Below are 20,805 nucleotides of genomic sequence, written 5' to 3'. Positions count from 1 at the left end.
ATGCAGATCGCCTCGGTCACTCTGAAAAACGTGCGCCGTTTCGTGGACCCGGTCCGCATCGACGGGTTCGGCCCCGGCCTGAACGTGCTGGTGGCGCCGAACGAACATGGCAAATCCACCTTCTTCGAGGCGCTGCACGCGGCGTTTTTCGTCGGCCACAGGTCGTTCGACAAGACGGTCAAGGCGCTGGTGCCCCGCGTCGGCGGCGACCCCGAGGTCGTCGTGGAATTCGAGGCCGACGGCGCGCAGTGGAAACTGATGAAATGTTGGAGCGGCAGCGGTGCGCGCAAGGATGCGAAACTGTGGCGTGAAAGTATGTTGGTCGCCCAGAAATCCGAGGCCGACGCGATGCTGTCGGGGCTGCTGAAACCGCCCTCGGATGGCGGCCCGGCGGGGCTGCTGTGGGTGCGGCAGGGGGTTGTCGGGCTGGACAGCGGCGGCGAGGAACAGCAGGCGCGGCGCGACATCATGACCTCGGTCGCGGGCGAGGTCGAGGCGATGACCGGCGGGCGGCGGATGGAGACCGCGCTGGCCCGCTGCGCCGCGTTCCTGGGTCAGCACCTGACGGGCACCGGCCGCCCCAAGGCCAATGGCGGGTTGCAGCAGGCGCTGGCCGAGGTCGAGGCCCTGACCGAGCGCCGCGACCAGTTGCGCAACGACATGCGGGCCCTGCAACAGGATCTGGAGCGCCGCCGCCAGCTGCGCCGCGAACTGGCCGAGCTGGACGCGCCCGAGGCCCATCAGGAACGCGCCCAAGCGCTTGAGAAGGCCCGGGAAACCCTCGATGCCGCGCGCGAGCATGACCGTGCGGTGAAGGCCAAGGAAAACGAGATCGCCCGGTTGTCGGCGCAGTTGGACTCCTGCGATGCCCAAATCGAGGCGCTGGACGGCGTCCTCACCGAGGCGAAATCCGCCCAGGACGCCGTGGAAAAGGCAAAGGCGGTCGTTGATGAGCGCACTGGCCAGAATGACGAGGCGCAAAAGCGACTCGAAGGGGCGAAGAAGGCTCATGAAACGGCCCGCAAAGCGGTTGAAAACGCGGCAGCCGACCTGCGTCGGGCCATGCGGGCGAAAGAGGCAGCAGCCTCGGCCACCCGACGCGCCGAACTCAAGGACCGCATCGCAAAGGCCGACGCTCTGGGCGCGCGCATCGCAGAGCTGCGCAAGCAGGTGGGCGGCGAAATTGCTCCGGAAACGCTGGACAAGCTGGAAGAGCTGGCCCGCGACCTGAGCATCGCGAGGAAGAGCCACGAGAACGCGGCGGCGGCCTTCAGCATCACCTATTGCGCCGGCGGCGAAGGCCGGATCACCTGCGAAGGCCAGCCTGTCGAGGGCGACAAGAGGCATCCGGTTCTGACCGGGACGATGCTTGATCTCGATGGGATCGGGCAGATCGAGATCAGCGCGGCGCAGGCGGACGACAGCGCGGTGGCCGAGGCCGAAGCCGCGTTGCAGGCCGCGCTGACCGAGGCCGGAATGGAGAGCGTGAGTGCGGCAAGAGAGTCTCTGACCCGCCGCCGCGGGATCGAAACGCAACTGCGGCAGGCCGAGGCCGACCTCAGGGCGCTGGCCCCGCACGGACTGGATGCCCTGCGCAGCGAGCATGATGCGCTGCCCGAGCCGGTGGAGACCGAAGGAGACGTGCCGGACGTGGCACAGTCGGAAGCCGCCGAAATGGCGGCGCAGGACGCGTTGGCAGATGCCTCCGAAGCGCTTGAGGCCGCGCGATCGGCGGCGGATGCGACGAAGGACAGCCTGACGCGCGCCGAGGTCGACATGGCCAATGCCGAAAACCGAGCCATGAGGGCGCAGGAGGCCTTGGGAACCCATCAGGATCCCGCCAAAGCACTGGCCGATCTGCGGGCATCGCGACAGGTGGCAGCCAGCGCGCTTGAACAGGCCCGACAGGTGCAGGAGGCACGTCTGGAGAATGCCCCCGATCTGGCGGCGGCCGAGGCCGCCATGACGCGGGCCGAGTCGGTGATCAAATCGGCCACTGACACGATCGCCCGCCTGCGCGAGGAGCATGCCGGGCTGAATTCACGCATCTCGGTGGTCTCTTCCAACGCGGTCGAAGAGGAGCTGGCCCTGACTGAGGACCAGCTGCAACAGGCCGAGCAGCGTCTGACCCGCATCAACTTCGACATCGCCGTGCATCAACGGCTGGAACGCGCGTTGCAGTCCGCCCGCGACACCGCGCGCGAAAACTATGTCACTGCCGTCCACCGCGAGCTGGTGCCGCTTTTGCGGATGATCTGGCCCGACGCCGAACCGGTGATCGACGCCGATACCGGGCTGATCACCCGCATCTCGCGCCGGGGCGAAGAGGAGGAGTTCGGCGTGCTGTCGGGCGGCACGCAAGAGCAGATCTCGTTGCTGGTGCGGCTGGCCTTTGCCCGCATCCTGGCCCGGGACGGCCGCCCGGCACCGGTCATTCTGGACGATGCCATCGTCTATACCGACGACGAGCGGATCGAGCAGATGTTCAACGCCCTGACCCGGCAGTCGCAGGATCTGCAGGTCATCGTGTTCTCATGCCGGCAACGGGCCTTCCGCGCCTTGGGCGGCACGGCCCTGACGATCGCGGGTGCGGAGGACGCGGCATGAAGCTGGATGATGGCCAAATCCGCCTGTCCGCCTCGGACCTGATGCGCTTCATGGCCTGCGCCCATGTCGCGACGCTGGATTTGCAGAGGCTGCAGGGCAGCGGCCCCGAACCGGTCGAGGACAGCGCCGACGCCGAACTGCTGCAACGCCACGGCGACGCGCATGAGGCCGACCATTTGCAGCACCTGACCGAACAGGGGCGCAGCATCGCGCGGATCGAGACCGAGGGCGCGTCCTTCGACCGGGCGGTGGCCGACACGCTGACCGCCTTGCGCACCGGCCCCGAGGTGATCTTTCAGGGCGCGCTCGAAGGCGGCATGTGGGGCGGATACTCTGATTTTCTGGAGCGGGTGGAACGGCCCTCGGACATGGGCGGGTTTTCCTACGAGGTGGTGGACACCAAGCTGAAACGCAAACCCGCGCCGGGCCATGTATTACAGCTGGTGTTGTATTCCGACCTCTTGGCGCAGGTTCAGGGCATTGTGCCAGACCGCGCCCATGTGCAGCTGGGCAACGGGCAGCGGTTCAGCTTTCGCCTGTCGGAATACGCCGCCTATGCCCGCGCCGCGCGGCAGCGGCTGGAACGGTTCGTGGCCGACCCGTATCCGACGCGCCCGGTGCCCTGCAAAACCTGCGGCCTGTGCCGCTGGCGCGAACATTGCCAGCAGGTCTGGGAAAACGAGGACAGCCTGTTCCAGGTCGCCAACATCACCCGCCCGCAGGTTCAGCGGCTCGAAGCCGCCGGGATCACCACCATGGCCGCGTTGGCCGAACGGACCGAACGCGTGCCGCGCATCGCGGGGCCGACGCTGGACCGCTGGCTGCGCGAAGGGCGGTTCGTGGACCTTTACGCGGTGGTGCGCGGCGGGATCATCGCGTCGGAAAAGAGCTATTCGATCAAGGACATGGAAGCCTTCTACGACATCGCCCGCACCGGCGAGGTCAAGACCGCCGGCGGCTCGGTCGTAGCCTACGAGGCCTGGCGCGAGACCGGCGACCAGGGAATTCTGGACGAGATCGAGGATTACAACCGGATCGACTGTATCTCGACCGAGAAGCTGCGCGACTGGCTGCTGGGGCTGCGACCCGACTGGGCGACATGGAACGAGCTGGGTGAGCCGACCAGCGAAAAGACCGACGAGGCCGACGCCGAGGCCGACCTGCTGCGCGAACGGCTGGCCGGGGCCGATCTGCCCGAGGACCGGCGCAAGCTGCTCTATGATCTGGGGCAGTTCCACAAACGCGAGGCCAAGCCCGCCGCCTGGGCGGTGTTCGATGCCGCGGGCAAGGATTTCGACGATCTGGCCGATGATCTGGACTGTCTGGCAGGGCTGCGCGCGACCGGGCCGGCGCAATCGGTGAAATCCTCGGTCGAGCGCAGCTATCGCTACCCGTTTCAGGAGACAAAGTTGCGCCGCGATGCCACCGCCTGCGTGGACCGGGGCGACGGGTCGATGGCCTCGGTGACGATTACGGCAATGGACCGCGCGGCGCGCACGGTCACCCTGAAGGTGGGCAACAAGAATGCTGATGTGTTGCGCGACCGGCTGGACCTGCTGCCGAATTTCGCCATCAACCCGCATCCGATCCCCTCGGCCATCGCGGCGGTGATCGCCGATCAGTGCGGTCCGCGCCGCAACCGCGCCGCCGAAGATCTGCTGACCCGCGCTGCGCCGCGCTTTGTCGGGCCCTCGCCGCTGCGGGCCACGGGCGACCCGGTCGAGCGTCTGATCGCAGCCGTGGGCGCGATGGACGACACCGTGCTGCCGGTGCAGGGGCCGCCCGGAACCGGCAAGACCCATGTCACCGCCCGCGCCATCCTGTCACTTGTGCGCAGGGGCAAGCGGGTGGGCGTGGCCTCGAACAGCCACGAGGCGATCCGCAACGTGCTGATGGGCTGCATCAAGGCGCTGGCGGATGACGACATCGACCTGACGGTCGAGGATCTGACCATCGCCCACAAGGACAAGGCCGGGGCCGTGCCTCTGCCCAAAGGGTTCGAGGCAATCCGCCAGACCCGGTCGTCGGACGACCCGCTGCACACCAGCGCCCATGTGGTCGGCGGCACCGCCTGGCTGTTCGCGCGCGACGATCTGGCCGATGCCTTCGACTATCTGTTCGTGGACGAGGCCGGGCAGGTGTCGCTGGCCAATGCGTTGGCGATGACGCGGGCGGCGCGCAACCTGGTGCTGGTGGGTGATCCGCGCCTGCTGCCGCAGGTAATCCAGGGCGCGCATCCGCATCCGGCCGACCTATCCTGTCTGGACTGGATCATCGGCGACGCCCCGGTGCTGCCGCCCGACCGCGGCCTGTATCTGGACACCACAAGGCGGATGCACCCGGACGTGACCGCCTATGTCTCGGACCAGTTCTATGCCGGCACGCTGACCGCCCATTCCGACACGGCGCGGCAGGCGGTGATGGTGGACGGGCTGCCCCGTGCGGGCGCCTTCCTGGTGCCCGTCCCGCATGAGGGCCGCGCGCAGGACTGCCCCGAAGAGGTCGTCGCCATCCGCGCCATGATCGACCGCCTGCTGGGCGGCAGCTGGACCGACAAGACCGGCACGACCCGCCCGATCACCCGGTCCGACATCATCGTCGTCGCCCCCTACAATGCGCAGGTCAACGCTCTGACCGAGGCGCTGGAGGGCGTGCGCGTGGTCACGGTGGATCGGTTCCAGGGTCAAGAAGCCCCGATCGCCCTGATCTCGATGACGGCCAGTTCGGCGGCGGAAACGTCGCGCGGGCTGGATTTCCTGCTCTCGCGCGAGCGGTTGAACGTCGCCATCAGCCGCGCCAAGGCGCTGAGCCTTGTCTTTGCGTCGCCGCAACTGCCCGCCACCCCCTGCGACACGGTCGAGCAGATGCGCCTGGTCAACGCGCTGGCGGCACTGAAACCGCTTGGAGGGGACGGCGAGTGGCACAGACGTTGTTGTGATCCGACAAGGAGCCTGGCGGATGCTGGAAAAACTGTTTGACGACACCCTGACCCGGCGCATTCCGGCCGGCACATTCGCAGCCTGCGCGCCGCTGGCCGCGCGGCTGGATCAGCTGTTCCCCGACGAGTGGAGCGCCGCGTTCTGGGGCCTGACCGCGCCCAAGCGTCACGCCGTCGCGGCGGTTCTGTCGGGTCTGAAGATCACGCAGGACGATGGGCCGGTCCTGCGGCGCAACCTGCTGATGTCCGATGAACGCTTCCTGATGACCTGCCGGTTCGGGCAGGCCGTCGACACGGTGCTCTGGTTCCTGGACAAACTGCCGCCCCGCGCGCTGCCGGCCGCGGCTTATGACACGCTTCCGGGCTTGTTGACGGCCGAGATCCGCAGCGGCCGCCTGACCCCCGATGACACACGCTGGACCGAGGGGTCATGGGCGGATGGGCACCGCTATCTGGCGGCCCTGCTGACCCGCCTGACCGACCCGGAATCGCGCAGGGTCGAGCTGCGACGAGATGTCGGCACTCAGGGGCCGAACACCGATTGACGAATGGCGCGCGACGCGCTGAATTGGCAGAAAATTGATTGAGTAGGACGACGATGTTTCATGCAGTGATTGCAAAGAAGGCGCGCATCAAAAATATCATCGACGGCGCGACAAGACACCCGCGCGAGGATCTGGTGACTTCGGCCCTGTTCGGGACGGTCACGTTTCTGACCCCGCCCGCCCGGCAAGCGGCGTTGAGCACGCTGATCGGTCACAAACTGCCAGCGGATGCCAAGGTGATCCTGTGGCCCCGTCTGGCCCCCTGCGCAGGAACCGGCGGAAAAAGCACCGAGCCGGATGTCGTGTTGGAATATCCCGGCGAGACCGGCCCGGAATACTGGATCGTCGAGGTCAAGTGGGGGGCAGCCCTCGGCGACGATCAGATCCGCCGCGAGATCGATGCGGTCAGGGATGGCGACTGCCCGAAGGGGGCGCTGCCGACACCGCCGCGCGCGGTTGCCGGCTATACCCTGCTGGGCCGGGAGGCCAAACACACCACGATGTTTGAAGGGGCCAGAGAATCCTGCCGAAAGAGCGACACCGCGCTTGAGTTCCAAAGCATCTCCTGGCCGGATCTGACCGAACGGCTGCGCGCGCTGACCCAGGCCAAGGACACCGACCCGGGCCTGAAAGCCTGGGCCGATGCGACAGCAACCTTCCTGAGCTGCACCCCTCAGGGTGCCGTGCTGGGCAAATGGCCGGACTTGATCGTGCCGCCGGCCGTCACGTTTTTCTTCAACGATGGCAACGGCTGCGATGCGCAATGACGCGGCACAGGTTGGCCACGACACAACCATGTTTCAACAAGGAATGAATTGATGAGTGCAAGCGAAGCCCTCTGGCAATCGGCCCGAAACCTTCAAGATGCGCAGGTGAACCTGGACAAGCTGTATGAGGCGTTCGACAGGGTTGAAGTTGATGAACCCGGTAAAGGTGGTCTGATCATCGAAAACGACGACTACACCTATGAAGGTGGGGATTGGGTCAAGCCCTTCTGGAGTGCCTATTACAAGGTGTCCGAGCGCCGAAAAAACGGGAAGAAGCAAGGAAAGAAAGAGAAGGGCTACATCACTCTGGCCATTCAACTGACCAGCGATCCGGGTCATGGCGGCGATTGGAAATTCGGACGGCAGGCCAAGGTTCTGGCCGGGTATTGTCCGGATCCCGATTGGGACTTCAGATGGATTTTCGACACCGCCAACCCCGACGGCGCAGGCGTATGTGAAGACGGCAACCCGAGAGGCAGTCTCTGGGTCTACGGCGACGACGACGGCGGTTGGTTCTACGCGGTACAGCTCGATGCGCTCGACAGTGTTGAAGCGGTCGATGAATGCCTCGTGAATCCATTGCACGCCTTGATCAAAAAAAAGGGCACCCCGGAAGAAGTTCTCGGCCCCATCAAGGACAAGCTGTGCATCCCGCCCCAAAAGGCCTGAGCCGCGGGCCGGAGGACCTGGCCTGACGCCGATTTGCGCGGAAGTTGCCGCCCTGTCGGCAGATGCCGCGCAGTCGGTTTTCGCGCCCCGGCGCCGACGCATGGTCAGGACAACCAGGCCTTGCATGTCAGACTGAAACTTGGCATCTGTCCATCCGCGCCTCAATCTGTCGGGTGCAACAACGCTTTTGAAACAAACGGTTAACATCCAGAAAGTGCGGGGAAGGATCGCGTGAAAACCCGCTTAACGTGCATGGAGCGTCGCCTTTGAGCACCCTGCTGCGCACAGTCGAAGCCTTCCCCCGCGGTCGCACGACCGACGAATTGTATGCACTGTTGGATGTGGAGTTCAGCGCCACCCGGCGCGAGCAGATACTGGCCGAACTGATCGCCTTGCAGAAGCAGGGCATCGTGACCCTTGGTCATGACAACAAGTGGCGGGCGGTCAGCCGGACGGTGGTGGCGACCGGGCGTCACGAAACCGGCGCGGGGCCGGGTGCCGGCGCGGATCCGGGCGCGGTGCTTCAGGCCGTTCCGGCGGGTTTCTCGCGGCAGGCGGACCGGGAAACCGCCGGATCCGAAGACGGCGGGGACTCGGCACAGATCAATCCGATTGCCCTGCTGCGATACTATCGTGCGGCGCTGCAAAGCGATCCGCGCGGCGCGCTGACACAGGCCGATGACCGGCACGGAACCGCGTACCAACTGATCTGCGGCGCGGGCGACCCGTTCCCCGAAGACGGCGAAACGGGCATCATCCGGGTCACGCTGGACCATCTGCCCGACAGTTTCCGCGAGGCTCTGTCCCGCCGCGAGGCGAATGACCGGGCGCTGGCCATCGGCTGGCCCATTTCGATCGGCCGCAAAAGCGGCGCGCCCGCCATACGGCCCGTCGGCCTGATCGCGGCCACGTGGGAGCGCAGCGGCGAACAATTGGTGATCCGGATCGCGGCCGATGACGTCATGGTCAACCCCGACTGGATCCGCGCCGCCGCAACCGGAACCGCCTGGACGGCCGCCGCGCTGCGCGACATCTTTGCCGGTCAGGGCGGGGCCGGGCTGTCGCGCGACGACTTCCTGCTGCGGCTGCGCGAGGCCGCGGCAAAATCGATCCGCGGCAAGATCACGGGCCGCCGTTTCGCCACCAGCCTCGACCCGGCGGATGGCGGCATCTTTGACGCGATGGGGCTGTTTCTGCCCACCGAAAATTCATTCACGGCGGGCGCGGTGCGTGACCTCGACCAGATCGCCACCTGGGCGCCCGAGAAAATCGCCAGCACCGCCCTGGGCCCCTTGCTGGGGCTGAAACATGACGGGGAAATCCCCGCGGATCCGCCGATCAATGTCGGGCCGCTGAACCACGAACAGATCCGCGCCGTGGCAAATGCCGCCGCGCATCCGCTTTCGGTGGTGACCGGGCCGCCGGGCACCGGCAAAAGCCAGGCCATCGTCGCCATGGCCGCAACGACCCTGCTGCGGGGCGGATCGGTGATTGTGGCCTCGAAGAACCATCAGGCGCTGGACGCGGTCGAACAACGCCTGTCCGAAATCGCGCCCGACGCGCCGTTCATGGTGCGCACGCTGGACCCCGCACGCGAGATCGATCAGGGCCTGACGGACGTGGTCGCGCAGCTGGTCAACGACCCCGGCGGGGCGCCCGTGCTTCACGATCCGGCGCTGGCGGATCAGCTGGCTGACCTGGCGGGCCGTCGCCTGCGCGCACTCGATACGGTCGAGGCCCGGCGCGCGCTGAATCTGCAGCTGGCCGATCTGATCGAAACCCTTGACCTGCGCGCGGACGACCCCGACCCCGAACCGGCAACACAACCCGAGGCGCGGGGCCTTTTCGCCCGTCTGCTGCGCTGGCTGTTGCCGGGCCGCTTTGGCTCGGCCGGCGCGGCGGGCGATCCCCCGCCCTCGGGCCGCGCCGCGATCGAGGCCAAAATCCGGGCGCTGCGGGCCGAACTGGCCCAGCTGGCCCCACCGCCGGACCCGGTGGAGCTGACCCAACAGATCGAACCCCTGGCCAAGACCGTCATGCGCCAGACCCTGGGCGCGCGGGCGGCCCTGACAGAGGATCAACGCATCGACCTGTCGAACCGGCATGATGACCTGGCCCTGCACGGCGGCGGCGCCATGTCCCGCGATCTGGCCCAGACGGTGCTGGATCACCGCCCGCTGTGGCTGGCCTCGGTGCTGGGTACGCCACGGCGCGTTCCCTTGTACGAGGGCCTGTTCGATCTGGTGATCTTTGACGAGGCCAGCCAGTGCGACATCGCCTCGGCCCTGCCCCTGCTGGCGCGGGCAAAGCGGGCGGTGATCGTGGGCGACGATCGGCAGCTGGCCTTCATTTCGCAGATCGGGCTTTCCCAGGATCGCAACCTGATGGCCGCCAACGGCCTGCCGGATTCGGGAACCGGCCGATTCTCGCAGGGCCGCAAGAGCCTGTTCGACCTGGCCCGCAGCACGCCGGGGGTTCCGGCGGTCATGCTGCGCGACCAGTATCGCTCAGCCGAAGGGATCGTGGACTACATCAACACGCAGTTCTACGGCGGCAAGCTGCGGGTCGCGGCGGATCTGGGGACGCTGAAACTGCCCAAGGGCCGCAAGCCTGGCCTGGCGTGGACGCATGTGCCCGGCCCGGGCCGCGCCACATCCACGGCGCAGAACGTGAACCTTGCCGAAGTCGCCGCGATCACGCGCGAGGTTCAGGACCTTCTGCAAAACAAGGGTTACGAAGGAACCGTCGGGGTGATCGCCCCGTTCCGACCGCAGGTGCACGCATTGACCCAGGCGTTGCGACAGGCGCTGCCGGATGCCTGCTGGGCCAGGGCCGATCTGCGCGTCGGCACGGTTGACGGGTTTCAGGGGCAGGAACGCGACCTGATCCTGTTTTCGCCCACCGTGCATGACGGGGCCGCGCCCTCGGCGGTGACGTTCCTGGTGCGCGAATGGCGGCGCATGAACGTGGCGATCAGCCGGGCGCGGGCCGTGGCCCATGTGTTCGGCGATCTGGATTTCGCACGTTCGGGGAAGATCGGGCAGTTGCGCAGTCTTGCCGCGCGCGCGACCGAACCGCGCGGCCGATCGGGCGAAGGCGTGTTCGACAGCGGTTGGGAACGCATCGTGTTCCATGCGCTGAAGGCGCGCGGCCTCGATCCGCAGCCGCAATATGAAATCGCGGGCCGCCGGCTGGACTTTGCCCTGTTCGGGGCGAACGGGGTCAAGCTGGACCTCGAAATCGACGGCCGCCGCTGGCACCAGGATGCCGACGGCAACCGCAAGATCGACGATCACTGGCGTGATCACCAGATGCGCGCACTGGGCTGGAAGGTGCGGCGGTTCTGGGTGGATGAGTTGAAACAGGACATGGAGGGGTGCCTTGACCTCGTCGAACGAGACCTCGAAGACTGACACGGTGCGCAAGTCGCATCTGTTTGGCTGGCTGGCCATCGGCAGCGCCGTCATCACGGCGGCGGTTCTGGCCGCCTTTCTGTACCTCGTGATCGGTCTGGAGCAGGAGTTCGGCGAGATCCGCAACGACCGTGCCCGGATCGAGCGCGAGATTGCCGAGGGGCAGGAGAAACGTGCCGCACTTGATGCGGACATCGCCGGCGCGAAGGCCGAACTGGCGAAGCTGCAGGCCGAGCGGGCGCAGGCGGAAACCCTGATCGGCCAGTTGCAGAGCCTGAACGCCCAGGTTCAGGAGGCCCAGGCCGCCCTGAATGCGTTGGCGGCCGACCGGGCCGATGCCGAGCAGAAGATTGCCGCACGCGACGCGGCCAAGGCCGAGATCGACAAGGCTCAGGACCGTCTGGACAGGATGCGCGACCAGCAAGCGGCACTGCAGCGTCAGATCGAGCAGCTTGAGACCCGCAAAACCAAAGCTCAGGACGAAGCCCGTGATCTGGAATCCCGGCGTGACCAGCTTCGGGATGAGGTGGACGATCTGAATCGTCGCAAGCAAGAGCGCGACCGGGTCGCGGCCGATCTTCAGAAGAAGACTGACGAACTGGCCGCCGCCGAACGGGAATTGAAGACCGTTCAAAAGGAAAGTGCCGATCAGAGCGCCCAGGCGGATGCCGCCGAGCGCCGCACGAAGCAGGCGCAGGAGGATCTCGATGGGCTTAAGCCTCGGATCAAACAGGCGCGGAAGGAACTCGAGGCCACGCAGAATGATGTGCGCGAACAATCGGCCCTGCTGGACGGGCTGCGCCACGATATCGAGCTTGCCGAAGAACGGGTCGGCGCACTCAGGGACGAAGAAGCCCGCCTGAATGGGATCGAAACCAAGGTTCAGGACGCCGAAGCGCGGCTGGACGAGGTCAATCAGCAGATCAACGCGCGCCTGGACGAAAAGCGCCGACTGGAAACCGAAACCGCCGCCGCGCGTCAGAACCTGGCGCAAGCGCAGGCCGAGTTGGCCTCGGCTCAGGCGGACGCCTCGGACCAGCAGCAGCAGGCGCAAAAGCTGGAAACTGACCTGCAGCAGGCCCAAAACCGGCTTGCGGATCTGGACCGGCAGATTACCGAAAAACAGACCGCGCTGGCGACGGTGACCACGGACAAGGACGCAGCCGAACAGGCGCTGAACCAGGCTCTGGCCAGAACGAAAGCCGAGCAGGACCGCCGCACCAGGATTGCCGAGGCCATTGCGCAGTTGGAACAGGATCGGGACGGTCTGGAAAAACAGAAGGCGGATCTGATGGCCAGCCTTTCGGCGCTGACGGCCGAAACCGCGACGTTGAAGGCCGAAAAAGAACGGCTGTCTGCCGAGAAAATCGAACTTGAGGCCGTGGTGAACAATCTGCAGGCACAGAAAGAAACCGCCCAGACCGCGGCGGCCGACGCGCGCCGGGAATTGGCGGCGATCACCGGGCAGCTTGCGGTGATGCGGACGATGGTCGAGGCGCCGGCCGCGCCCGACCCGCAGAATGACGCCGGACAATCCGACGAAGCACAGACGCAGGAGGCCAACTGATGGGAACGCTGCTGATTTCGGCGCTGCTTGCGGCATTCGTTCTGTTCGTCCTGGCGGCGATCATGGGGATGGTGGCCTGGCGGGCCGACCATGCCATCACGATCAAGGGACCGATGGCCTCCTTGGGCGAGTTGGAAGCGCAGATCGCGGGCAAAAAACACCTGCGCGACGATCTTGAGGCCGAAGTGCAAAAGCTTCGCGAAACCGCCGCTGACTACGCGTTCAAACAGGCCGAAGTGGATGCGCTGGTTCGGCAAAAGGCCGAGTTGCAGGCCGAATGGAACCAGCTTGAAGACCGCCGGCAGGAAATCCTGGCCCTGCGCCAGGAAACCGACGAGGCACAGACCGCGCTGGCGCAGGTCACGCGCGATCTGACCGACAAGGCCGCCGAGCTGGAACAGGTCGAGGCGCGCCTTCAGAAGGCGGAACGGCTGGTCGCCCAGACGGAGCAGCTGGAACAGAGCCGCGCCCAGCTGGAACAGGCGGTGGCCGATCTGCGCGGCGAGCTGTCCGATCTGCAGACCCTGCAGGCCCGCGAGGCCGAGCTGCGCGAGCGCCTCGACCGGTTCGAGCGTGATGCCGCCCGCCTGCAGGGCGAGGTCGAGACCTTCCGCGCCCGCCGCGACGAGGCCGAAGACGGGGCCCGCGCCGCAGAGGAGCGGCTGGAACAGATCCGCGCGGCACATACCGACGAGGCGGCCCGGCTGGCCTCGGCCCAGACCGAACTGACCCGGATGGACGCACAGCGCGCAGAATTGCTGGCTCAGATCGAGGCGATGAAGGACAAGGCCGGGCTTGCGGCGGGCGGGGGCAGCAAGCAGGCCGACCCGCTGGTCGAGCTCAGGTCGCTGCCGCCGGTGCTGCGCGACATGCAGGGCTGGGACGAACACGCGCGCGAGACCGAAGCCGAGGCGCTGCACCGCGTTTCCGTGCACATGAAGGCGCTGGGGCTGGACTATCACCGCCGGGTGATCCGCGCCTATCACACCGCGATGAAGGTGAACGAGACCACCCAGATGGCGGTTCTGGCGGGGATCTCGGGCACGGGCAAAAGCCAGCTGCCTCGCCGCTATGCGCAAGCGATGGGAATCGGGTTCCTGCAGGTCCCGGTGCAGCCGCGATGGGACAGCCCGCAGGACCTGATGGGGTTCTACAATTACATCGAAGGCAAATACCGGCCCACCGATCTGGCGCAGGCCCTGTATCACATGGATGAATGGAACGGCCCGGCGGATGGCGGCTTTGACGACCGGATGCTGCTGGTGCTGCTGGACGAGATGAACCTGGCGCGGGTCGAATATTACTTCTCGGACTTCCTCAGCCGCCTGGAAAGCCGCCCCGGCATCGACGAGACCGACCGCGCCGAGGCCCGGAAGGATGCCGAGCTGAACCTGGACATTCCCATGCCCGATGGCCAGACGCCGCGGATCTTCCCCGGCTACAACGTGCTGTTCGCCGGCACCATGAACGAAGATGAAAGCACCCAGTCCCTGTCGGACAAGGTGGTCGACCGGGCCAACGTGCTGCGCTTTGCGGCGCCGCGCACGATCAAGGCCGGGCAGACCCAGGGCACGCCGGTCGAAACCCGGGCCCTGACCCGCCGCCAGTGGCGCGCCTGGGTGCGCGGCATCGCCACGCTGGGCTCCGACCGGCCCATGGTCGAAGACCACGTCGAAAAGATGGTGGGCCACATGACCGCATTGGGCCGCCCCTTCGGCCACAGGCTGGGGCGCGCGATCATGGCCTATGCCGCCAACTACCCCGAGGACAACGGACAGCGCGACCTGAAGGCCGCGTTGGCGGATCAGGTTGAAATGCGCCTGCTGCCCAAGCTGCGCGGCGTCGAGGTGGAAAACCTGACCGGCCCGCTGGACAACCTCGCCGGTTACGTTGAGTCGGATCTGGGCGACCCCGACCTGGCCCTGGCAATCCGCGAGTCCGTCCGCCACGCCGAGGACGAGACCGGCCAGTTCGTCTGGCGCGGGGTGACGCGCGGATGAAGCTGATCCGCAGGCCTTGGTCGCACCGCACCGAGGACCCCGCGGTAGCGGTGCTCGGCCCGTCGGACTGTCTGCTGGGCGAGGCCACGGGCAGCGATGGCGCCCGGCAGTCCCGGCATGCGGTTCTTCTGGCACGCGACGGGGCCGAGCTGCGCCTCTACCCCTATCCCAAGACGGGCCGGTCAGACGCCCCGTGCCAGATCGCCGGCCTGCCCGCGCGCCCCAAGATCGGGCTGGAACCGCGCACCGAGGAAGAAAGGGTGGCCCTTGCCGCTTCGGCGCGGATGCACCGGGTTCTGGCGCGCATCCACGAGGTCGAAGGCGCGTTGGACGACCCCGAAAACCTGTGGCCGCGCCTGCAGGCGGCCTGGGACCGGGCCGAAAACGAAGCCGATCCGCGCATGGCCGAGATCGTGCGCCAGTCGCAGCAGACCCGGCCCCATGTTCTGCAACTGGAATCCCGCATTCGCCGGGTTCTGCGCCGCAACCGCGAGATGGTGCCACTGGACCGGGTGCAGGAAATGGACCGGGCCTCGATGCTGTGGATGGTGCGCCAGCCGGGCCGCAGCATCGCCGAACGGGCCGGCGCCGACCAGCGGGTTCTGGCGATTGCCCGGCACGAGGATTTCAACACGCTCGAGAACCGCGTGTTCCACGCCTATCTGCGGCTGGCCGAGCGCTTTGCAAGGCAATGGCTGCGCGAACACAAAACGGCTCAGAGCAGTCTGCGCTACCGCAGTGTCGAATCCTATCAGCGCCTGTGCCGCCGCCTTTCACGCGAGCTACGCGAGTTGAATGTCGGCGTTGCGGACCCAGACGTGACCGACAATTATGTGCTGATGGAGGACCGCGCCTATCGCGCGATCCGCCAAGCCTGGGACAAGCTGCTGCGGCAGAACAAGGCCGAGGACGAGCTGTGGGCGTGGCAGGCCCAGAGCTGGACCGATTTCTGCGTTCTGGCGGTCACGCTGGCCCTGCACGGTCTGGACGAGGCGCAGCTGCTGGCGCAGGCCCCGCTGATCTGGCTGGACGAGGCCATCCAGGGGCGGCGGTTCCTGCATGACCGGCCTCTGGCGGTGTTCTGGCTGCGCGACAGCGGCCTGATCGTCGAGGTTCAGGCCCGCCCGGAACGGGTTTCGCGCATCCAGTTCGCCGCGCGGGCGCATATCTGGCTGCGGGTGACCGATCTGAATTCGGACGCGATCGAACGGCGGGTGCCGGTCTGGACCCCGCACAGCTTTGCCCCGATGGATCTGCGCACCGAAACCCAGCAGGCCGCAACCCTGATCGAGATGCTGCGCCGGCACGCCACCCATGAGGTGATGCGCGAGGGGGTGATCCTTGCCCCGGCCGATGCGACCTTCGACAGCCACGAGGCCACCAGCGGCGGCAGCCGGGTCCGCGGCATCGCCTTCGACGCCCGCGGCGCGGCGCTGCGGCAGGGCAAACAGGCGCTGGCGGGCTTCGTCCGGTCTCTGTTCACGACGGAGGCCGCATGAAACGTCTGGTCGGCTATGATCTGAACGGCTGGAGCGATTTCGCCGCCCGGAACTGGCTGGAAATCCCCGGGCAGGAACCCGTCGAAGACAGGGACCAGGTCGTGAAGGGCGGTGCGGGCGGCGTGGTCGTGCGGCTGAAGGACTCCGGAGCCGAAACCGGTCTGATCGGCGGAATGCAAGCGGCGCGCGCACCGCATGGCCGCGGAGGTGGCTGGGGCGACATCGGCGCGCAGCCGCGCCACCGGGTGAGCGATCTTCTGACCGACCCCGCGTCGCAGAACGGTGCGATCGCCGCCGCGCTGAAGGCGATGGCGGATGCCCGCAAGGCCACGGTCGCGCTGGCCATCCCCGATCTGCCGAATCTGGACGAACACCGTCAAGAGGCCCTGCTGAAGGCCCTGCGCCAGTTGCGGCCGGGGCGCGCGGTTCTGGTCTGGCGCCCGGTTCTGGCGGTGTTGGCGGCCCTGCAACGGCTGGACCGGATCGGCTGGTCCGACGTGCGCAACATCGGCATCATCGGCCATGACGCCGGCGGCTTTGCCACGCAGACCCTGCGCCTGCGGCACGGCGCGCTGATCGCGCCCGAACGCCGCGACACGGGCGGGCTGCACCTTTGCGGCCTTGGCCTGAAACCGTTGCTGGATCAGGCCGTCAGTGCCCTGCGGGCCTGCTGCGCCAACCCCGATCGCGCGGATCACGTGATCGCCTCGGATCTGCCGCACAGGCTGGCCCTGGGCTTTGACTGTCGGCCCGAACCGTTGCGGAAGTGGAATGCCGGCTGGGAGTTGATCGTGCCGCCCCCGGAATTCCGCCCCGCGCCCTGCGCCATTCCCGACAGCGTGGTACAAAGCGTGCAGGGCTGCGATCTGATCCTGTTCGAAACGCCGACGCGGGGCGCGATCCGCCGGCAGATCCACGAAGCGCTCGTCGCGGCGGTGGGGCGCGACATCCACGCGCTTGCGCCCGATGCGGTCGCGCTGGGGGCGCTCGAGGCCGCCCGCCGCCTGTCCGCCAACCAGCCGGTCTATTTCGACTTTCTGCCGCAGATCTCGACCATCGTCCAGGATGGCGACACGGCGAAGAATTACGACCTGATCCCCAAGGACGCGCTGCTGCCGGCCGGCCAGCCCTATCGCAGCACCCGACCGGCGGTTCTGGGGCTGCAACCGGGCACGTCCGAAATCAAGGTGTATCTGAAGAAGGAAACCGTCCCCGCACCGCGCCGCGCCGAGGTGAGGCTGCCGGTGCCTCAGACCTCGGCCGAGCGGGTCGAGCTGCACGTCCAGCAGACCCCCGCCGCCGGGGCCGCGCGGCTGACCCTGGTGTCGCCGGCCTTTTCCGGGCCGGTGGTGGTGGACTGGGACAGCGCCGAAGAGCTGAGCCAGAGCTGGCCCGAGCTGATCGACAGCCTGACCCCCGAAATGCCAACCATCCCGCACCGGCTGGTCCTGTCCTGCGGCACCGACAACTGGTATCCGCGCCGGAACCGTCCCGGTCTGCTGGAGTTGCTTCAGCAGGAGGTGCCCGCGCTGTGGCCCGACTGGAACCTGCTGGCCAGCAAGCTGTCGAACCGACCCGAAGGCCGCTATGCGGTCTCGAGCGACGGCAAGCTGCCCGACGATCTGCCGGACGAGGGGCGGCAGTTGCTGGACCGGGCGACCGAGCTGGCCGAGGCGGATGTGCGGGCCCGGCTGGACGGAGGCGGAGGCCGCGACAACCATTCGCTGAAATTCCTGACCTGGCTGTTCGCCCGATGCCCCGATTGGGTGGTTCCGGCCATGCTGGATGCGCTCGAGGCGGGGCATGGCCGCCATGTGTTCTTTGCAAATCACCAGTCCCGCACGCTTCTGTTGCAGGGGGTCGGGCGCACGGCCCGCGACGAACGGGACCAACGGCGCGCCTTCGACCACCTGTTCGGCCTGCCCGAAGACGGTTGGAACAAGAACCAGATGGCCTGCGCCGCCTTCCTGCTGTCACGCACCGACACCGCGCCCATGTTGCTGACGCGGGACGAGGTGGAATATCTCGCCGCCATCGCCGAAGCCAAGGTGCACGAGGCCGTGGGCCGCGACTTCACCGCGCGCTATTCCTATGGCCCCTACCTTCTGGTGGGTCTGCTGCGCTGGCGCTTGAAAGAGCCCTGGGCGCTGGTCGCCGGTCGCGACGAAACCGCCGACCGGCTGCTGGCGGCGACCCTGCGTCTGGCGGACGATCTGGCCGGAAGGGTGGACGGCAAACCGCATCTAGAACGCTATCTGACCGTTCTGGAAGACGTCTGCAAAGAGTTGGAGGGGAAGGGCACCAACCCCAATCTGCTGGTCGATCTGGAAAGCTTCGCCCACAGCAGCGCCAAGGACGACGCCTGAAGGTCCGGGGATCGCGCGGCGGCCGCCAGATTGCCGACCGGGGCATGTCCGTGTCCCGGACTTTGCTAGGCCTCACCCCACCAGCGAGCACTATGTGAGATCGTTCAATAATAGAATCCGACGCGGGAAACTTGTTAAACGATCACCGCGGCTGAGGCCGCGCCTGTGTCCGGATTTCAAGCGGACCGCGACAGATCAGATCCTTCCAACAGCTCTCTGCACCGTTCCTTCGACATCTCCCTCTCGGCCAGCAACAGCTCTGCTACAGCGGTCAGCTTGTCCCGGTTCTGCCGGAGGATGCCCTGCGCCTGTTCGAGGCAAGCGCTGAGAGCTTCCTGCACGGCGCGATCGACGGCATCGCCGGGCCGGATGATCGCCCCGCTGGCCGGGAGGTGGGTCAGCGTATCACCCATGCCCCATTCGAAGAGCATCCGGCGGGCGAGGTCGGTGGCGTGGGCGAGGTCCGAGGCGGGGCCGTTGCCCGCCCCGCTGGAGGCCTCTCCGAACACGAGCCGTTCGGCGGCGTAGCCGCCCAGCAGGGTGGTCAGACGGGCCTGCGCGGTGGCATGCGTCTCGATGCGGGGGCGCGGGTATTCGACCGAGCCGCCATCGACGGTGAGCACGGCGCGCTCGGGCAGGCCCAACCCGCAGACGGTGCCCACGACCATGTGGCCAGCCTCGTGGATCGCGGCGCGCCACAGGAAGTCCGTATCCGGCGGCGGCGCGATGCGGCGGGCGGCGGCCTCCAGGTGACGCTGCTGCAGGGGGTGACCCGCGGCCCGTGCCAGTCCGCGCGCGTCCCGGACAAGTGCTGTGACCTGCGCGCCGGAGAGACCCAGCAACTGATCTGCGAGCGGGGAGAGGTCGAGGTCATCCGTTCCGCCGCCGAGGGCCAAGCGCAAAATCCGGACAAGCGCGGCGCGGTCGGGATTGCCCATCTCGAGCTTCAGGTCGAAGCGGCCGGGGCGGATGACGGCGGGGTCCACCATGTCCGGAAAATTGGTCGCGCCCAGGACCACCACGCCGGCCGTGTCGTTGAGCCGGGTGAGATGCTCGAGGAGGCCATTGACAACGCCGACGATATAGTCCGACCGGCGATGAGGTGCGTTGCGGTGGGTGAAGGAGTCGAGCTCGTCGAGAAAGAACACTGCCGGCACTGCCCGGATCGCCGCCTCGACCTTCTCGGACAGGGCGCGCAGCATGTCACCCTGGTGGCCGTGCTTCTGGCAGTCCGAATAGCTCGTGGCCACCAGCGGCCCGCCGATCGACCCGGCGATGGCCGCGGCCAGGAGCGTCTTGCCATTGCCCGGCGGCCCGAACAGCAGGACCGAGGAACTGACCTCCCCCCAGCCCAGTTGTCCGGACATCCAAGCCCGGACATCGGCCAGCAGCCGGTCGATGGGTTCCTGCACCTCGGCGTTCAGTACCACGTCGGCCAGGGTGATCCCCGCAGGCTGGCGCATCCGCGCGGCGGCGTCGGCCAGGGCATCAGCGACGGCCAGCGTGGTGGCCTCGCAGAAGGCCCCCTCGATGACCGGCAGCGGTAGCGCGGCCAGCGCGCCATCGGCGGGCAGCCGGTCGCGCAGGGCGTCCTCGGCGACCCGGCCGGTGGCGGAATGGGTCGCGCGCAGGATCTCGATGCAGATCTCGCGCGAGAGGGGCGGCAGTGTGAAGACGCGCCGGCAGAGCGCCCGCTCGATCTCGGACATGGAGCCGATGTCCGGGAGGAAACAGATCGCCTTGCGGCCCTGCCGGACGACCGAAGCAACCGCATTGCGGCTATCCATACCCCGCCTAGACGCGCGGTCCCGGTCGGTCGTGCTCGGGATCGGCGTGTCGATGCCGCGCCAGCGGATTCCGCCGGGAACGTCGAGTTCCGCCAGCCAGCCGAGGATCGAATCCATCTGCGCCCACAGCAGACGGCGATCCTCCGAACTGGGGGCGACGACTACTGTCAGCGCCCGGTCGCGGGTGACGGCGGCTACGTCCTCGGGGCTGTCGAACAGCGCGGCAAAGCGCGCGGCAGCCACCATCGGCTCGATCGGAGGATCGGACAGGCGGTTGGTATCGCCGGTTCCATCCGCCGCGGCCCAGGGGTCTCGGCCGTCGGCGATCGCACGGGTGATGTCGCGGTCGCGCATCCCATGCGCTGCGGGCGTGGCGCTATAAGGCTCATCCATGCGTAGGAACGGCGGCAAGGATCGCACGTCAGGGCGTGCCGGGCCGGTGTCGGACTCGTCGTCGTCAGGGCCGGCGTCCGATTGGAGATCGGCGCTCAGATCACGGTGCCACAGGGCGATGCGGCGCAGCAGCGGACGCAGGAGCGACAGGGCATGCGGAGACAGCGCGTCGGCGGGCGCGGGGCGTGGGGTCTGGGGCATCAGGAGAACTCCGGACAGGGTGGAGAGTGGGGCCGCAGAGTGGCGGCCCCGGA

General features: G+C 67.4%; 11 protein-coding genes. 10 read left to right on the top strand and 1 reads right to left on the bottom strand.

Going from position 1 to position 20,805, the window contains the following annotated elements; all coding sequences use genetic code 11:
* From AC2FME_RS14995 to AC2FME_RS14950, 10 genes are all read left to right on the top strand, one after another.
* Nucleotides 1-2,607, top strand: a complete 2,607-nt coding sequence (locus AC2FME_RS14995; RefSeq protein ID WP_496800854.1) for an AAA family ATPase — start codon at nt 1-3, stop codon at nt 2,605-2,607.
* Complete coding sequence (locus AC2FME_RS14990) at nt 2,604-5,585, top strand: TM0106 family RecB-like putative nuclease (RefSeq protein ID WP_496800853.1); 2,982 nt, start codon at nt 2,604-2,606, stop codon at nt 5,583-5,585. The genes AC2FME_RS14995 and AC2FME_RS14990 overlap by 4 nt, the downstream gene beginning before the upstream one ends.
* A complete protein-coding gene (locus AC2FME_RS14985) occupies nt 5,566-6,090 on the top strand; it encodes a hypothetical protein (RefSeq protein WP_496800852.1) in 525 nt (174 codons plus the stop codon). Before AC2FME_RS14990 ends, AC2FME_RS14985 begins: the two co-directional genes overlap by 20 nt.
* A gap of 53 nt (nt 6,091-6,143) precedes the next feature.
* Complete coding sequence (locus AC2FME_RS14980) at nt 6,144-6,857, top strand: hypothetical protein (protein ID WP_496800851.1); 714 nt, start codon at nt 6,144-6,146, stop codon at nt 6,855-6,857.
* A gap of 51 nt (nt 6,858-6,908) precedes the next feature.
* Nucleotides 6,909-7,526, top strand: a complete 618-nt coding sequence (locus AC2FME_RS14975; protein WP_496800850.1) for a hypothetical protein — start codon at nt 6,909-6,911, stop codon at nt 7,524-7,526.
* Between the two features lie 266 nt (nt 7,527-7,792).
* Entirely contained in the window at nt 7,793-10,939 is a 3,147-nt protein-coding gene (locus AC2FME_RS14970) for an AAA domain-containing protein (protein WP_496800849.1), read from the top strand.
* Nucleotides 10,908-12,506: a coiled-coil domain-containing protein gene (locus AC2FME_RS14965; protein ID WP_496800848.1), complete on the top strand. Its 1,599-nt coding sequence runs from the start codon at nt 10,908-10,910 to the stop codon at nt 12,504-12,506. The genes AC2FME_RS14970 and AC2FME_RS14965 overlap by 32 nt, the downstream gene beginning before the upstream one ends.
* A complete protein-coding gene (locus AC2FME_RS14960; protein WP_496800847.1) occupies nt 12,506-14,506 on the top strand; it encodes an McrB family protein in 2,001 nt (666 codons plus the stop codon). The genes AC2FME_RS14965 and AC2FME_RS14960 overlap by 1 nt, the downstream gene beginning before the upstream one ends.
* Nucleotides 14,503-16,005: a hypothetical protein gene (locus AC2FME_RS14955; protein ID WP_496800846.1), complete on the top strand. Its 1,503-nt coding sequence runs from the start codon at nt 14,503-14,505 to the stop codon at nt 16,003-16,005. The genes AC2FME_RS14960 and AC2FME_RS14955 overlap by 4 nt, the downstream gene beginning before the upstream one ends.
* Nucleotides 16,002-18,371 (top strand): hypothetical protein, encoded by a 2,370-nt coding sequence (locus AC2FME_RS14950; RefSeq protein ID WP_496800845.1) that lies wholly within the window; start codon nt 16,002-16,004, stop codon nt 18,369-18,371. Before AC2FME_RS14955 ends, AC2FME_RS14950 begins: the two co-directional genes overlap by 4 nt.
* Before the next feature lie 176 nt (nt 18,372-18,547).
* On the opposite strand, the gene AC2FME_RS14945 is transcribed toward AC2FME_RS14950, so the two are convergent.
* Nucleotides 18,548-20,752, bottom strand: a complete 2,205-nt coding sequence (locus AC2FME_RS14945; RefSeq protein WP_496800844.1) for an AAA family ATPase — start codon at nt 20,750-20,752, stop codon at nt 18,548-18,550.
* Nucleotides 20,753-20,805 lie beyond the last annotated feature (53 nt).

This window comes from Ruegeria sp. BHSC026 (assembly GCF_059613065.1).
The sequence above is the reverse complement of the archived record's forward strand: the minus strand, read 5'-3'. Positions and strand labels throughout refer to the sequence as shown.

Bases quoted from the DNA above. Each gene is read 5' to 3' on its own strand.
- AC2FME_RS14955 (WP_496800846.1), top strand. From the start codon at position 14,503: ATGAAGCTGATCCGCAGGCCTTGGTCGCACCGCACCGAGGACCCCGCG.
- AC2FME_RS14975 (WP_496800850.1), top strand. From the start codon at position 6,909: ATGAGTGCAAGCGAAGCCCTCTGGCAATCGGCCCGAAACCTTCAAGAT.
- AC2FME_RS14945 (WP_496800844.1), bottom strand. From the start codon at position 20,752: ATGCCCCAGACCCCACGCCCCGCGCCCGCCGACGCGCTGTCTCCGCAT.
- AC2FME_RS14990 (WP_496800853.1), top strand. From the start codon at position 2,604: ATGAAGCTGGATGATGGCCAAATCCGCCTGTCCGCCTCGGACCTGATG.
- AC2FME_RS14950 (WP_496800845.1), top strand. From the start codon at position 16,002: ATGAAACGTCTGGTCGGCTATGATCTGAACGGCTGGAGCGATTTCGCC.
- AC2FME_RS14985 (WP_496800852.1), top strand. From the start codon at position 5,566: ATGCTGGAAAAACTGTTTGACGACACCCTGACCCGGCGCATTCCGGCC.
- AC2FME_RS14995 (WP_496800854.1), top strand. From the start codon at position 1: ATGCAGATCGCCTCGGTCACTCTGAAAAACGTGCGCCGTTTCGTGGAC.
- AC2FME_RS14960 (WP_496800847.1), top strand. From the start codon at position 12,506: ATGGGAACGCTGCTGATTTCGGCGCTGCTTGCGGCATTCGTTCTGTTC.
- AC2FME_RS14980 (WP_496800851.1), top strand. From the start codon at position 6,144: ATGTTTCATGCAGTGATTGCAAAGAAGGCGCGCATCAAAAATATCATC.